Genomic DNA, 15679 nt, shown 5'->3' with positions numbered 1-15679 from the left:
GGGGAAGCGGAAAAACCACCCTGATCAACTTCATCCGGGCAAGGCTGGATGCCGATTGGCAGGTCGCAGTCTTTTCACCATGGGCATCGAACAGCGCGACTGAACTTCAATTGGAGTTTCTGTCCACTCTGGCGTCACTCTTGACGGGCGATGATGAAAAGACTCGAAATGCTAAGAAAGCCTTGCTCAAGTATGCGTCGGTCTGTGCGCCGTTGCTTGGAGCGATACCAGTAGTGGGCGGGGGAATAGCGGGTGTTGCGAATAAGGCCTTAGAGTTGGCAACGCCCCCATGGTACGAACAGTTTCAAAATGTATCAGAAGCATTGGCATCTCTCGGTGCGAGAGTCCTGCTCGTGGCGGATGACATAGATCGACTCGACGCCGACGAACTGCTGGCCCTTTTAAAGGTCGTGCGACTGCTGGGACGATTCCGAAACGTGCACTATCTAATCGCTTATGACCAAACAACAGTGGAAACTCTCTTAGACGCTAAAGGTTTGGGTGCGCGCTCTACGGCATTCATGGAAAAGATCGTTCAATACCCATTTGAAGTGCCACCTATCGCGGGAATAATTCAACGGCGCCTCTTGACTGACACAATAACTGAACTAATCGAAAAGCTTGATATCCGCCTTAACTCAATGCATGCAGACCGTTTTTCCGACTACATCGCAGAGCATCCTCAGCGGCCTCTTTGAGGGCATTCGTTCAGATGTGCTGTATCCGAAAAAGCATAAACTTGCCCTAGCGGATGATGCCTATTTCCAGCGATACTTCTTGTTCGGTATAGCAGAGGATGATGTGGAAGACCAACTCATCGACTCTGCGTTGTTGAACATCATGTTCGGAGATGGCAGCAATATAGATGTGGGGCTGTATCAGCAGATACTCGATGGCCCAGATAATCAGCGTGCGGCGCTGGCCTACGAGAAAAGTCAAACGCACCGGTCCGATGACCCTTTGGGCGCAAACCTTAAATTAGTACGTTTCCTTTTTGATCGAATGAATTTACGTCGAGACGATGAGGCATCCTTCGATTCTGCACGACGGGTTTTATGGCGATGGGCTGAAGATGAGGTGTTTCGTGCCATCGAAGAAGGGATAATTTCTGTAGTTGAAATGCAGGCTGAACTTCACCCGGAAGATCTTCTAATGCTCACTGCGCGTATGTTGCATGACGCCCGTCGCCCAGAAGCGGTGAATCGCCGTGTACTTCAAGGATTGGGTGATTACTATCAAGCGTTGCTCATAAGCGATCTAGAACGCATTTTAGATTCCGAGATTAATTTGAACTTAGTCGTATCAGTTGTGTCTTCCCTGAAGAACGACGTCGACCTTCACGTCATCGGCGATGATTTGTTGACTCAAGGCGACCCGGCGATCTTGGATCGCTTGATATTGGCAATGGTCGTCGTGAATCAATGGCGGGGTGCCGACGGGCTATCACCCGAGCTCGCTTTTAATTCCGAAACATTGGCGCGCCTCTTTAGTAATCAAGCAATAATTCGATTGGGCGAGCGTCTCCCTGATGCACCCTCGTTGTCGCTAATAAGTAAGGAAGATATCTCGCTCGAGAATCGGACCCAGTTCGCACACGCAACTGTAAAGGCACTGGCTCGAACGTTGACGTAGGCGTTGCCGACACCAATAATCATGACAACGGTTGGCCGCGTCCACACCGCGTCCACAAACGCCACCCAACCTGCTGATTTGCTGCGATGAGCAAGTAGCTGCTGCTAGGCGGCATTTCGAAACAGAAGCGCTGGAAATTTAGGGGATTGGAGCCACTGCCGGGCGGTTTTCGGAACCAGTAGAGTTTGCTAGAGCGCCAGACCTAGGGGCTCATAATCCGTTGGTCGCGGGTTCGAGCCCCGCCCGCCCCACTTCACCCGATGTTCGGCGGTCGCGCGGAAAGTCTGAGTCAGTTCCCGGCGACGGCCTGCACCAGCATGGTCGCGGAAGGGCTCGACAATACCCAGTTACCGTTTTGATTGACGAACATGAGGGGCTTCGTCACCGGTGCCGGCAGCTTCGGCCCCGAGACGGCCACGTCGGACATGACCGTAGTCGGACCGTTCTGTTGAATGTTGGAGACGACAAACGACAAGGGAAGCTGGCCGTTGCGGTAGGCCACTCGCAGCTCATGATCCATCTGATGGCCCTCACCCGACCCGATGCCGCCTTCGACGAGGCCATCTTTGGTCCGGTAATTCACGCCCGGATTGGAAAGGTTGTTGAGGATGCCGGTCAACTGGTCAGAGGTCGGAAGGATCATTGTCGTTGCGGGTTGCGGGTCCTGGGGTAGCGGCGCGCCGATTGAGGCCAGTTGAAGTTGCGGCAGACCCGCAGGTGCAGTGCCCAATGTGCTGGATGCCAGACCGGCGGCGCCACCGCTAACAATGGCCAGTGCAGCCGCGCTGATGGCAACGGATTTCATGGTTTTCATGGTTCTCCCTGTTGTGCGCACGGACATGCGGAGTGCACCGCGCATTGTTATGCCGACATTTTCTGTTGGGGACATCGTGCATCAATGTGTGGGCCCAAAACCGCTCTGTCTCAATCGGTATCAACTTGTTAGGAAACCGTAGTGCCGCTGCTCATCGATTGGCCGCAGGCCTCGTTGCCTCAGCGGTTCGGGTGTGGAACCGCGACTCGACCCCCGGCGGTGTCATTGAGGGACGTGCGGTACCGAATAGTTCGTTGCCAGTAAGTCGCAATGGTTGGACATTACCGTGGGGATCCCGACGGGTCTGTTTGGTGGTGAATCCTATTGTTTGACAACAAGTTACAGTGGACGACTGGTTGCAGCGAGAACTGGGTTGCGAATGCTGGTCGCCGGTTCGAGCGCCGCCTTACCAGCTGTATGACTTGGGTTAATGCTCGACAGTTACTTCGGTTGACCCTTGACACTACGTCCGGTGAGGAGTTACCCGCGGCCAACCAGCAGTAATCACGCTTGCGCGTCCCAAGCACGGGTACTCCTCGAGCACGATGACAGATATGCCCGGAAGCACCGATGACATCGACCCGTGTGTGCGCGTCTACGGGACACGGGTCCACAATCTGCAGGGTGTCGACGTCGTCGCGCCTCGTGATGCGCTGGTCGCGTTCACCGGGATCTCTGGATCCGGCAAATCGTCGTTGGCCTTCGGGACCATCTATGCCGAAGCCCAACGCCGCTACTTTGAATCGGTCGCTCCGTATGCCCGTCGCCTGCTCCTGCCTACCGGCGCGCCGAAGGTGGACGACATCACAGGGTTACCGCCCGCCGTCGCATTGCAGCAGCGCCGGGGCTCGGCGACGTCACGGTCGACGGTCGGCACCGTCACCACCCTGTCGAATCTGCTCAGGATGCTGTTCTCCCGCGCCGGAACCTACCCACGGGGGGCCACCGAGCGACTGGACTCCGATGCGTTCTCCCCAAACACCGCGGTCGGGGCGTGCCCCGAGTGCCACGGGCTGGGACGAATCCATCGGGTGACCGAAGAGACACTGGTACCCGACCCGTCGCTGACCATCCGCGAAGGCGCCGTTGCCGCATGGCCCGGTGCATGGCAAGGCCAGAACCTGCGCGACATCCTCGTCACGCTGGGGTACGACATCGACAAGCCATGGCGGAAACTTCCCAAGCGGCAACGCGATTGGATTCTGTTCACCGATGAGCAGCCAACGGTCGAAATCGATCCCAGCCAGCACCCTGTGCAGGCCGATTATTACTACAACGGCACCTTTTCCAGCGCGGAACGCCACGTCCGCCACACGTTGGCCAACTCCCATAGCGCGATGATGCGTCGCCGCGTGCTGCAATTCGTGGACAGCATCGACTGCCCGTTATGCGACGGTTCCGGGCTTCGGCCCGAGGCGCTGCAGGTGACTTTCGCGGGACGAAACATCGCCGACTACGTAGCGATGCCGTTGGTTGACCTTGCTGATGCCTTGCGCCCGACGGCTTCTCGGACCGATGCCGCCGCCGCTTACGAGTCAACGGAATCCGGTGAGCTGACCGAAGTGGCGACCATGATCGCCGCCGACCTCGTCGCGCGCCTGCAGGTACTCATAGATCTCGGCCTGGGCTATCTGACACTGAGTCGCCGCACTCCGACGGTGTCACCCGGCGAACTGCAGCGGTTGCGACTGGCCACTCAATTGCGCGCCGGGTTGTTCGGCGTGCTCTATGTGCTCGACGAGCCGTCGGCCGGACTGCACCCCGCGGACGCCGAACCGCTCCTTGACGTGCTTGATCGTCTGCGTCGCGCGGGCAATTCGTTATTCGTGGTCGAGCACGACATGGACGTGGTGCGCCGTGCCGATTGGATCGTCGACGTTGGACCGGGGGCGGGGGAGCTGGGCGGGCGCGTGCTCTACAGCGGCCCGGTGCCGGGTCTCGCCGACATCGAGGAGTCGGTCACTCGCAGGTATCTTTTCGAGGGGACCACGCCGCCGTCTCGTCAGCCCCGCACGCACTCCGGTCTAATGCGGCTGCGCGGGATCTGCTTTCACAATTTGAGAGACCTCGATGTGGACCTGCCACTTGCTGTGTACACCGCGGTCACCGGAGTGTCCGGTTCAGGCAAGTCAACCCTCGTCGTCAAGGTCCTCGGCGACGTAGTGAACAGCCACCTCGGCACGGGACGCGCTGCCGAGCTGGCCCAATCCGACGACGACGACGCCGACACCGAGATCATCGATCTCGATCACGACGCGAGCGCAGGTGTGACGGCAGAGGGGGTCGAGCAGATCAACCGGCTGGTATCAGTCGACCAGCGCCCGATCGGACGCACGCCGCGCTCGACGTTGGCGACCTACACCGGCCTGTTCGACGCCGTGCGCCGCGAATTCGCGGGGACCCCCAAGGCGCGGCGCCGCGGTTGGACAGCGGGCAGATTCTCGTTCAACGTCGCCGAAGGTCGCTGCCCCACCTGTCAGGGGGAGGGCTTCGTATCCGTCGAATTGTTGTTCCTGCCCGGCACATACGCCACCTGCCCGGCGTGTCATGGTGCGCGTTACTCCGACGAGACACTCGAGGTCCGCTACCGCGACCGGACGATCGCCGACGTGCTCGCGATGACCGTCGATGAGGCATCGGAGTTTCTTGCCGACGTCACCAGCGCAGCGCGGAGCCTGACCACGCTGCAAGAGGTTGGGCTGGGATACCTGCGTCTCGGACAGCCCGCCACCGAGCTATCAGGTGGCGAGGCGCAGCGGATCAAGCTCGCCTCCGAACTGCAAAGACCCCGGCGAGGGCACACCCTCTACGTCCTTGACGAGCCGACCACCGGGCTGCACCCCGCCGACGTGAATCTGCTCGATCGTCAACTGCACCGCCTGGTCGACGCGGGCAACACCGTAGTGGTGGCCGAACACGACATGCGGATGGTCGCAGGCGCGGACTGGGTGATCGACCTGGGACCGGGGGCCGGCAGCGACGGAGGTCGGGTCATCGCAGCGGGCCCGCCTGAGACGGTGGCACGCGCCAAAGACAGCCGCACGGCGCCGTATCTGGCTAAGCGGTTGGCGCCGTCTACAGCTCCGGCAGCAGGTGTGTGTGGGAGCCGGTTACGCCGGATCACGCCGTGATGTCCATGTCGATACGCACCCACCGCGGCGAGGTAAGAAACAAACGGGCCTTCCGCACCCGCGAACAGGCCTAACCAGAGTGTCAAGGATCAACCGACATAGAAACGTCAACCAGCAACCGACTCTGAACAGGCCTACTCAAAATGGTGTACGCCTTCGGCCGATGTGTGGTTTCGGCTAACACGTGACAGTTGTTTCGATTGATCCTTGACACTCCCTAGACGAGGGAGTTGCGCGTGGCCGAGCAGCGGTAGCTGGCCGGGTTGGCGGTAATCAGCGATGCGTTGCCGGTATCGCAGGTGGCCACTGCTGGTTGGTCCGCTATGAGGCCCAGGGTCTTGAGCGGACCGGTCGCGTCGACCGGCGTGCCCCGGTGCTGGAATTGCGGCGCTCGCAACCCCACTGGCTCAGCTTCTCCGTTCTGCCGCCCGTAGTCACTGCGTGGGATGAAGTTTGGTCAACACCAGCGCCGTTTCGTTGTACGGAAACAGGCGGTAGAAGATGCGAGATGGCCCTGAGACAAGCGTTGCGGCCTCAGCCTTACTCAGGACGCGTGGATCATCCAGCGCGATCCTCTCGCCGCGTTTGTACAGCACCGCCTGCCCCCTGGCGAAGACATTCTTCAACCAGTCAGATTCCTGCCCGTACCCGATGAGAAAGACAAAGCCCTCGCGCGTGGGAAAAATTAACAGCGGCGTTCGATAACTCTCACCTGACTTGCGTCCGACGTGTTCGAGTGTCCCGAGTCCTGGAAGCCACGGGGTGATGGACCGAGCCATTGGATTGGTGACTCGACTGTTGAAGCTTGCCACCGCCCTCGGCATTCGCATGAGGTCCCCTTATGCCGTCGCGGGTACCAGGGCGCTGACGTCCTCGCCCTGCAGAAGTTTCATCGTCAGATTCAGGTCGAAATAGTCGGTCCAGCGGGTAATCCTGCGATCGCCATCAACGACGAAGGTGCCCATCACCGGAATGGCCGGCCTGCTTCCGTCCGGAACCTGGATATAGTCCAGGCATTCGGTGAGCACCACCGAACGCTCGCTGGCGAGGTTGACGATCTCGAACGCGTATGCGTCGGGAAACATTGCAAACTGAGCGGCCATGTTCTCCACGATGGCATCTCGTCCCGTGACGGCAGGCATTCCCACGTTCTGATAAACGGCCCCTTCACTGAGGAGGGGACGCAACGCTTCAGCGTCCCGCCGCTCCATCAAGGCGCAGAAGTTGCGAACTACATCGGCTGACCAAGACATAAGCGAATCCCTTCCCCGCGTTGAGGTTCCTGACTGATACTAAGATTCTCCGCGTGTCAGGATCCTCAGTGATCGTGGATGATCACCCCGCGAATGTTGCGGCCGGCGAGCATGTCGTCGTAGGCCTCATTGATGTCGTTGAGCTTGTACTCGGTGGTGACGGTTTCATCCAGCAACAGCTTGCCGCTTCGATAGAGGTTGATCAGTCGAGGGATATCGGCCCGCGGATTCGCTTCGCCGTAAAGGCTTCCCAAGAGCCGTTTTTGGAACAGTGTGAACAACGTCAGCGGCAGCGTCGGCGTCACCTCGGACATCGATGCCAGAGCGGTGACCACCACGGCACCGGCCTTGCGCACGATGTTGAGCGCGTCGTTGATCATCGCACCTTCGAGCAAACCGGGCGTGAGGATCGCCGAGTCCGCCATGACTCCGCGCGTGGTCTCGCCGACCAACGAGGTTGCTTCCTCCATCGAGGTGACAAAGTGAGTGGCTCCGAACTGAAACGCTTTGTCGCGCTTGCTCGGCTCGATATCCACCACGACGATGTGCTCCGCTCCCGCCAGTCGCGCGCCCTGGATGGCACCGCTGCCGATCCCTCCGCAGCCAATGACAACGACGACGTCGCCGGGACTGACGTTCGCAGTATTGACGGCCGAACCCCAGCCGGTGGTCACACCGCAGCCGAGAAGGCATGCGCGTGATAGCGGCACATCACTGTCGATTCTGACCACCGAGGCTTCCGACAAGACGCCCCATCGCGCGAAACTGCCTACGCCCGAGAGGGCTCCGATACCTCGTCCTCTGGCGCGGCGCCGGAAGGTGCCATCGGCCTGGACGCCCGCGAGGATGGTCGCCCCGTAATCACAGAGGTTTTGATGACCCGTGGCGCACCAGCGGCAGCGACCGCACGCCGGCAGAAAAGAGGTGACCACGTGGTCTCCCACTGCCAGGTCGCGCACTCCGGGACCAACCTCTTGAACGATGCCCGCCCCTTCGTGTCCGCCAATCAAGGGAAAACTTACCCCGAACATGTCGCCGGTGCGGATGTGGTGGTCGGAATGGCAGAGCCCGGTGGCTTCGAACTCGACGAGTAGCTCGCCTTCCTGGGGCGGATCGAGTTCGATTTCTTCTACCGACCACTTCTCGTTCAGCCCCCACAGAACTGCCCCAATGGTCTTCACGGCGACTCCTTGATATGTATGGCACGCTCCGGGCAGTTCGCGATTGCGTTGTGTGCCCGGTCGTCCCATCCCGGCGGAACATCTTCCCCGGTGACGAAAGCAAAACCTTCATCGTCGATGTCGAACAACTCGGGATACGTTGCGTAACAACGGCTGTGACCCTGGCACAGTTCCCTGTCGACATAAAGTTTCACGCGTCTAGTCCAATCCGCCCGGTCTGGTCCCGATCACACCTTTTTCTGTGAGCGCCGCAATCGACGCGGCGTCGAGGCCGAGCAGGTCGCCGAGGATGCTTGCGTTGTGCTGTCCCAGCGTCGGCGCCGGTGACCGGTACCACCTGTCTACGCTGTGGTACTTGAATGGAATCGCGGGTACGTGGTGGCGTCCGACGACGGGATGGTTGAGGCTTTCGAAGAATCCTCGTGCAGCCAGCTGAGGGTGCATAGAACCGACCCTGGCATCGGCCAGATCCGCAGCCGGAACGCCATATCGAACGAGTAAATCCGCCGTGGCCGCGGAATCTTGGTGGCCTGCCCACTGTTCGAGATGCTTGTCGATCACATCGTGTGCCCGCTCCCGCCCTTCGTGCCTATCGAACGCGGGGTCGTTCGCCCACTCCGGTTTTCCGAGTGCTGACTTCAACCGGCGCCACTGCTCGTCCGTGGCGACCGAAATCGCCAGCCACCGCTCGGTTCCCGCGCATTGATACAGGCCTTGCGGTGCGGCGCTGCGGCTGCGATTTCCCAGTCGCGACAACAGGTTCCGGTAGGCGGTGAATTCGACGACCTGCTCGGCGGCTGCATTGAGCGCGGCCTCAACCATCGACACTTCGATGAAGGACCCTTGGCCAGTCTCGTCGCGCCGCCGAAGTCCTGCGAGCATGGCGAATGCGGAATGCATCCCTGCCAAGGGGTCACACGGGCCGCGGGGGATTCGCGGCTGGTCGTTTTCATGGCCGGTCACCCACGCCATTCCGGTCATCTGTTCCATCGTTTGCGCGAAACCCACATTATTGCGCCATGGTCCGTCGAGGCCGAACGCGGGCATCCGGACCATCACTATGCGGGGGTTCTGCTCACTGACGGCCTCCCACGTGATGCCGAAATTGTCGAACACACGGGGGGAGAAGTTCTCGACCAGAATGTCGGAGCACCTCACGAGTCGAAACAATAATTCTCGCCCGTCCGGAGAGGACAGGTCGAGGGTGAGCCCTTGCTTATTGGTGTTGGTCGCCAGGTACATACCCGATCGCTCCCACCACTGAGGCTGGCCGGCGAATGCCGCTGCCGCCATCCGTGCGCCGTCAGGGTGCTTCGTTGACTCCAGGTGAATGACCTCGGCGCCGAGTGCGGCGAGAATGTGGGTGGAGGAGGGTCCCGCCCACCACGCTGTCGCGTCGAGGATTCTTAAGCCGTCCAGCGGAAGTCCCGGTGCCGGACCGGCAGCGGTGCCAATCCTGTTGTGGGCGGTCACCTTTGTCATTTCACCGAGTAGGGGAGCGCCTGCCTTTGGGGCGGGCCGTTGGCCGTCGATCTGGTAGGGCGCCAACGGGTGGGTAAAGCTACCGTCGGCATAGGTGCCCCACACGCCGCGCGCCGCGAACTGAGGGTGGTTCAACACCGTCTGGCCATTGTTCACCGGTGAAACGGGGATCCGCAGATCGGAGGCCCGTGCGACGACGTCGTCGGTGGAACGTGCCGTCGTCCATTCCCGCACAATCTGATTCCACTCTTCCCGGCGTTCCCACCGCGTCGTGGCGAGTGCCCAGGCTTGGTCCTGGTCGAGCAGGTCCAGTCGGCCGATCATCGCTAGGAATGACTCGAATTGTTGACGGGTATTGGTGTTGAACCCCACCCATCCGTCCGCGGTAGGTTCGATGGAAGGGATTTCTACCTGCCGGGCCGGCGCGGTCAACGGCGGACGCCCGGCCAGTTCGTGGTAGAGGTCGGCGAAGCCGCCGGCGCTGAGGTGACACGTCTCCAACAACGAGCAATCGATGATCTCACCCGGTCCGCCGAGTTGAACCCGACGCAATGCGGCAAGCGCCCCGACGGCGGCATAACTGGCCATGACCCATTCGAAGACTCGGCCACCCGCTTGAATGGGTGGTTGGTCCGGACGGCCTCGCAGCGCCAGGGTTCCGCTCTCGGCCTGAATCGTGAACTCCGTTGCGGGCCGGTCTCGGTAAGGACCGGTCAATCCGTACGGAGACAACGTCACGATCACCAAGTGCGGCGCCCGCCGCAGCAGGGCTTCGCGATCGAGTGCTCTGGGGCCGAGGGCATCGACGAACACATCGGCGGAAACGATCAAATTCTCGACATCGGATGACCAGGAGCCAACGACTGACCGCTTGCCTGCGTTCAGGAACTTGAACAGCGCGTCTGCGTCGCTTTGATCTCCAGTTGTGGGATGGCGCAACTGATCGCCGCCGGGGGCCTCGATCTTTATGACCTCGGCTCCCAGGTCGGCGAACAACTTGGTGCAATACGGACCGGTGATTTCGATCGCCCACTCGACAACACGAACCCCTCGCAACGTATTCATCGCCGTGCGATGTTCCGTGTCAGGGCTTTTCGAAGTGAGTTACACGCGCCGACGAGTGCACACACGCCACATTCTGTCCTCACGCTTGTGCCGATCGAGCACGGGTGCTCCGCGTCCGTATGGCTGCGGCCTGGCTGGCAACGACGCTAGCGACGGGGAAGCAACGTTGTCAAGCGCTACTCGATAACTCTGACGGCGGTGGTTCTAGTCGGCCGCGCGTACCTTGGAGGTCCGATGGCCTCGCCGGGATTGCTTGGCGGACGTACCAGCCGATGCGCTGACCCCTCTGGCGAGGATCCGCGAACCGAGTTCGATCTGGGCGCGGATATCTGACTCGCCGGTGCCAAACCAGCGTGGGCCTAGGCTCGTGGTGAAGATGATGAAATTGGCCAACAGTTCAGCGAACAGGTCGGCGTCGACGTCGGCCCCGATCTGTCCCGCGGCCTGGTAGTGGCGGACGCCTTCGGCGATAACGGCAGTGCGGCGTGCGTGATTGGGTTGCAGCACCCGCAGCGAGAATTCCGGATCTGATAACGCGCGACCGGAAATGTCCCAGCCGGGAACACCGGTGTTCCGGTCATCGACCCTCAGTCTGGCGAAGAAAAGCTTTTCGATGTAGTCCTCGATGCGCGCAGGCAGGTCCGCCACGACCTGCTCTTCTGCCTCACCGACCAAGTCGGCGATCTGTCGAGAAACAACTTGCTCGAATATGCCTCGTTTGTCTCCAAAGTAGTGGAACAGCATGGACTCCGAGCAGTCGGCGCGACGGGCGATCTCCTTGGTTGCCGCAGCGGCGTATCCCGCCTCGGCAAAGACCTCCGCAGCCGCTTCAAGAAGGGCTCGTTGTTTGCCGTCCTTGTCGCGAACCCGCCGCCGCGCGCCTGTGGTCACACAGATACTTTAGCGTCCTCCCGCGCCGATCCCAGAGTTCCTGTTTCTCGTTCACGCGCATGGCGGCGCGCGGATCACCGGAGGGTCCAGGGATATCGAGTGCGACTTGACTACTGGTGGCCGACGATTTACTGTGCTGCCAAAGCAGATTTCGGCGTGTACGAGGACCGAGGCCGGCGCATATGGCACATGGACGGCGGTACGGTTGCGGTGTCACTGCAATGTGTGCGCCTCCCGCCTGGAGGCGTTCCGTCCAGGCTCGTCTCCGACGTGGTTCCGAGGTCGGCATACCCGCGTCCGGGGGAGAGGACTGATCATGGTGCGCAAATCACCGGAGGAGCACGCCAAAAACCTCGACCTCCGTCACGAGGATTTCAACGACCAAGAATTCCTCTATCAGGTCTACGCGGTGATGCGCGAAAACGGACCGTTCAGTCACCAGGATGTCCCGTTCCTGGGCCCAACGCCCGGGGGTGCCTGGATCGCCACCCGCTACGACGACTGTTACGAGATCTTGCGTGATTGGGGCAGTTTCTCCAGCAAGCCCATCGGGCTGGAGGGCAACCCAATGTCGTTCGGCGACATCGTGATCACCTTGGATCCGCCACGACAGCAGCAGCTTCGTAAAGTTCTCAATCCGTATTTCTCGCCGGGTCGCATGAAAGAGCTGGAACCGCAAGTGCGTTCGGTCACCGACGGGTTGATCGACAACTTCATCGAATTGGGCCGCGGCGACCTCGCCGATGTCGCATGGCAGCAACCGGGGATCGTGTTCTTCCGGTATCTCCTGGGCATGCCCGTCGAGGACGTACCTCTCTACATCGAGACAGCTGACCTCGCGATCAATGGTGAGAGCGAAGAGGTGCGAAACGGTTCGATGACGAATCTGTACCTGCGCGTACGCGAGGAGATCGACAAACGTCGTGGTGAACCCCCTCGTGACGACCTCATCGATGTCTTGCTCGCCGCAGAGGTCGACGGTGAGAAATTGAGCTTCGACGACGTTGTCGCGAATGTGATGCTCCTGGTGCAAGCGGGGCTTGAAACGACTTCCAGTGCAATGTCATTCGCCTTTTTCTATTTGGGCACCCATCCTTCGGAGCGTGACCGACTCGTACGTGAAACCGACTTGATGCCCACGGCGATAGAGGAATTCATCCGGTTCGCCGGTTCGGTACACGGGCTGCATCGCTCAGTCGCGCAGGAAGTCGAACTGAGCGGCCAGAAATTCTGTCACGGTGAGACCGTGGTCGTGAACTATGCGGCGGCCAACCGTGACGCGCGTGAGTTCGACGAACCGGACAAGTGCATGCTCGACCGACAGGCGAACCGCCACCTCGGGTTCGGAGCCGGCGTCCATCGCTGTCTGGGTTCCAATCTCGCCCGACTCGAGTTTCGGGTGGGCGTTGAACAAACGCTGAACCGGATACCCGACTACGTCATCCCCCCTGGGGAAAAGGTTGATTTTCATGGGAATTCGGTCACCCGGGGCTACCGGGCACTGCCCGTGGTCTTCACTCCGGGTGCTCGCATCACACACTGAGGCTTCGCGAGCGACGGCCCATATCACCTCGTAGCCCAACGTGATAATGGAACGCTTGGCGTTTTATCAAGTGCTACTTGACAGCGTGATGCAGCCGCTTCTAGCATCAGGTCAGCCGGCAATCGATGACCATGTTGCGCGACCCGCGCTTGATTGCTGCCCGTCGCTCGCTGCCAAGCCCGATGAACCGGTTCCCGAAACAGGGAGGAACTCGTGGACAAGCAAGATCTTCAGTGGATGATCTCCGTGGATGACCACATCATCGAGCCCCCGAATCTGTGGGTCGACCGCGCATCGGCCGCCGATCGCGATCGCGTGCCACACGTCGAGCGCATCGACGGTGTCGATACGTGGATTTATGATCAAGCGCGCGCGTCGGTGTTGGGCATTTTGGTCGCGGCCCACCAGCGCCCGCCCGAATACTCGCCGCTGCCAGTGAATTACGACGAGATGCCACGTGCGTACTACGACCCGGTGGCTCGCATCCCCGACATGGACGAGGATCATGTGATCGCCGGCCTAAACTTTCCATTCTTTCCGCGGTTCTGTGGTCAGATGTTCGCCCACCTCGGTGCCCGCGACCTGGCTCTCAAGTGCGTGCGCGCCTACAACGACTTCGTCATCGATGAATGGTGCGCGGCGGCGCCCGGTCGCTACATCCCGATGATCATCGTTCCGTTGTGGGACACCCAACTGGCCGTCGAAGAGACGCTACGGTGCGCCGGCAAGGGCGCCAAAGCCATCGCCTTCTCGGAAAACCTTCACCCGCTGGGCTTCCCGTCCATCCACTCCGGAGCATGGGACGACTTCTTCGCGGTGGTGAACGAGACGAAGATGCCGCTGTGCACACACATCGGATCTTCCTCGGTCAGCCCGACCACCTCCCCTGACGCACCTTTCGGGGTTCAGGCCGTCAACATCAACCTCAATCTGGCGAACTCGACCACGGACTGGCTGTTCTCGGGGAAGCTGCAGAAGTATCCCGACCTGAAGATCGTGCTGGCCGAGGGCGGCATCGGCTGGATTCCTTACCTGATCGAGCGTGCCGAACATGTCGCCGCCGATTACCACTACCTGCGCGCCAACAACTGGGCGGTCGACCCGGCCACGCTCCGCTTGACACCGGTGCCCACCGATCCTGAAATTTTCCCGGAGTCTCCGCGCCAGCTCTTCCGCGACCACATGTACGGCTGCTTCATCGAGGACGACTTCGGGGCGGCCAATCTCGACTTCATCGGCGTCGATAATGTCATGATCGAAACGGATTATCCGCACACCGACAGCCTCTGGCCCAACTCCCTTCAGGCCGCTCACAAAGCACTGGACGGCCGGTCCGACCTCGACAAGTACAAGGTGCTGCAGGGTAATGCTCGCCGAGTCTTCGACTTTGAGCCCGCCCCGTATCCCACGCCGAAGTAGTCAGCACCTGACGGAATTGTTTGATGCGGGAGTACCAGAGTTTCATCGACGGTAAGTGGTTGAGTGACAACGCCCTCGGCACCATCGACGTCATAGACCCGGCGACCGAGGAGTTGATCGGCCGAGTCGTCGACGGTGGGCCAAAGCAGGCGGTCATGGCGATCGAGGCTGCCCGGCGTGCCTTCGACGAAGGGCCGTGGCCTTGGATGTCCGTCCGGGAACGGGCAAAGATCATCAAGCGATTCGCTGAGATCCTCGATGAGCGCAAAGCCGAACTTCGAGAGCTGATCGTCGCCGAGATCGGCTCGACCGGCTTCATCACCGACTTGATCCAAGTTGGCGGTGCCATCGAGGCGGCGCACTACTACGGCGAATTCGTCGAACATGACGTGACGTGGGTAGAGACACCGGGCGGCCCCGTGGTTTCGCCGACCGGCCTGGGCGGCGCGACGGTGGTCCGTGAACCGGTCGGGGTGGTCGGAGTCATCACGCCGTTCAACTTTCCTTTCTCGATCAACATCCAGAAGTGCCTGGCTGCCTTGGCGGTCGGCTGCACTGTGGTACTCAAGCCGCACCCCTGGACACCGATGAACGCCCTGGAGTTGGCCAAGGTCAGCGAGGAAGCCGGCCTTCCGCCCGGTGTGTTCAATGTGGTCGTCGGCGGCGCGAAGGTGGGAGAGGAGCTGTGTACCCACAAAGGCGTCGACATGATTGGGTTCACCGGTTCGACGGCGACCGGTCGGCGCATTCGTGAACTATCGGCGGCAACGATAAAGCGCGCACAGCTGGAGCTAGGCGGCAAGAGCGCCCACATCGTTCTCGATGATGTCGCTGAAAGTGACGTTGCAGGTATAGGATTCGGGCAGGTGCTGATGCATGCCGGACAGGCCTGCACCGTCACGTCGCGACTTCTGCTGCCCGAGCACCTGCTCGACGCGTATGTCGAGGGCTTGAAGGCCATGGCCCCAATGATCACGGTCGGGGACCCGCGTGATCCCACCACTGTCGTCGGTCCGCTTATCAGGGATCAGCAGCGTCAGCGTGTTGAATCCTTCGTTCAGGCGGGCCTTCAGGACGGCGCGCGGCTGGTGGTCGGCGGCAAACGTCCCGAACATCTCGAACGCGGCTTCTACTACGAACCGACGGCATTTGTCGGCTGCCGCAGCGACATGCGGTTATGTCAGGAGGAGGTGTTCGGGCCTGTGCTGGCGGTGATGACCTATCGCTCCGAAGACGAAGCCATCCGCATCGCGAACGACTCCATCTAC

14 protein-coding genes are annotated in these 15679 nt (G+C 60.7%); 6 read left to right on the top strand and 8 right to left on the bottom strand.

Going from position 1 to position 15679, the window contains the following annotated elements; all coding sequences use genetic code 11:
* Window positions 1–698, top strand: a 698-nt coding sequence (locus tag A9W95_RS26135) for a P-loop NTPase fold protein (RefSeq protein ID WP_216638148.1), incomplete at its 5' end; no start/stop codon positions are given.
* Entirely contained in the window at window positions 646–1632 is a 987-nt protein-coding gene (locus A9W95_RS26790) for a hypothetical protein (RefSeq protein ID WP_067410864.1), read from the top strand. The genes A9W95_RS26135 and A9W95_RS26790, both read left to right, overlap by 53 nt.
* 289 nt (window positions 1633–1921) lie before the next feature.
* Here the strand turns inward: A9W95_RS26790 and A9W95_RS08665 are convergent, their stop codons facing one another.
* Window positions 1922–2446 (bottom strand): hypothetical protein, encoded by a 525-nt coding sequence (locus A9W95_RS08665; RefSeq protein ID WP_067410861.1) that lies wholly within the window; start codon window positions 2444–2446, stop codon window positions 1922–1924.
* Window positions 2447–3000: 554 nt separating this feature from the next.
* Here A9W95_RS08665 and A9W95_RS08660 point away from each other — a divergent pair.
* A complete protein-coding gene (locus A9W95_RS08660; RefSeq protein WP_371328038.1) occupies window positions 3001–5577 on the top strand; it encodes an ABC transporter in 2577 nt (858 codons plus the stop codon).
* A gap of 217 nt (window positions 5578–5794) precedes the next feature.
* Here the strand turns inward: A9W95_RS08660 and A9W95_RS08655 are convergent, their stop codons facing one another.
* From A9W95_RS08655 to A9W95_RS08625, 7 genes are all read right to left on the bottom strand, one after another.
* Window positions 5795–5980 (bottom strand): hypothetical protein, encoded by a 186-nt coding sequence (locus A9W95_RS08655; RefSeq protein ID WP_067410856.1) that lies wholly within the window; start codon window positions 5978–5980, stop codon window positions 5795–5797.
* A 31-nt stretch (window positions 5981–6011) separates the two neighbouring features.
* A complete protein-coding gene (locus A9W95_RS08650) occupies window positions 6012–6407 on the bottom strand; it encodes a nitroreductase family deazaflavin-dependent oxidoreductase (RefSeq protein WP_067410853.1) in 396 nt (131 codons plus the stop codon).
* 9 nt (window positions 6408–6416) lie between these two features.
* Entirely contained in the window at window positions 6417–6830 is a 414-nt protein-coding gene (locus A9W95_RS08645) for a limonene-1,2-epoxide hydrolase family protein (RefSeq protein WP_067410851.1), read from the bottom strand.
* Between the two features lie 65 nt (window positions 6831–6895).
* Window positions 6896–8011, bottom strand: coding sequence for an NDMA-dependent alcohol dehydrogenase (locus tag A9W95_RS08640; RefSeq protein ID WP_067410848.1), 1116 nt, complete (start codon window positions 8009–8011; stop codon window positions 6896–6898).
* Window positions 8008–8205, bottom strand: coding sequence for a ferredoxin (locus A9W95_RS08635; protein ID WP_067410845.1), 198 nt, complete (start codon window positions 8203–8205; stop codon window positions 8008–8010). The genes A9W95_RS08640 and A9W95_RS08635 overlap by 4 nt, the downstream gene beginning before the upstream one ends.
* A 4-nt stretch (window positions 8206–8209) precedes the next feature.
* Complete coding sequence (locus A9W95_RS08630; RefSeq protein ID WP_067410842.1) at window positions 8210–10558, bottom strand: CaiB/BaiF CoA-transferase family protein; 2349 nt, start codon at window positions 10556–10558, stop codon at window positions 8210–8212.
* A gap of 204 nt (window positions 10559–10762) precedes the next feature.
* On the bottom strand, window positions 10763–11449 hold the full coding sequence (locus A9W95_RS08625) for a TetR/AcrR family transcriptional regulator (protein WP_067410840.1): 687 nt from the start codon (window positions 11447–11449) through the stop codon (window positions 10763–10765).
* Between the two features lie 316 nt (window positions 11450–11765).
* Between A9W95_RS08625 and A9W95_RS08620 the strand changes: the two genes are divergently transcribed.
* From A9W95_RS08620 to A9W95_RS08610, 3 genes are all read left to right on the top strand, one after another.
* Complete coding sequence (locus A9W95_RS08620) at window positions 11766–12992, top strand: cytochrome P450 (protein WP_067410837.1); 1227 nt, start codon at window positions 11766–11768, stop codon at window positions 12990–12992.
* A 213-nt stretch (window positions 12993–13205) separates the two neighbouring features.
* Window positions 13206–14411 (top strand): amidohydrolase family protein, encoded by a 1206-nt coding sequence (locus tag A9W95_RS08615; RefSeq protein ID WP_082982969.1) that lies wholly within the window; start codon window positions 13206–13208, stop codon window positions 14409–14411.
* Between the two features lie 23 nt (window positions 14412–14434).
* On the top strand, window positions 14435–15679 hold a 1245-nt coding region (locus tag A9W95_RS08610; RefSeq protein ID WP_067410865.1), incomplete at its 3' end, for an aldehyde dehydrogenase family protein.

The sequence above is a fragment of the Mycobacterium sp. 1423905.2 genome (assembly GCF_001673155.1).
Taxonomy (GTDB): domain Bacteria; phylum Actinomycetota; class Actinomycetes; order Mycobacteriales; family Mycobacteriaceae; genus Mycobacterium.
This window is presented reverse-complemented; position numbering and strand designations above follow the sequence as displayed.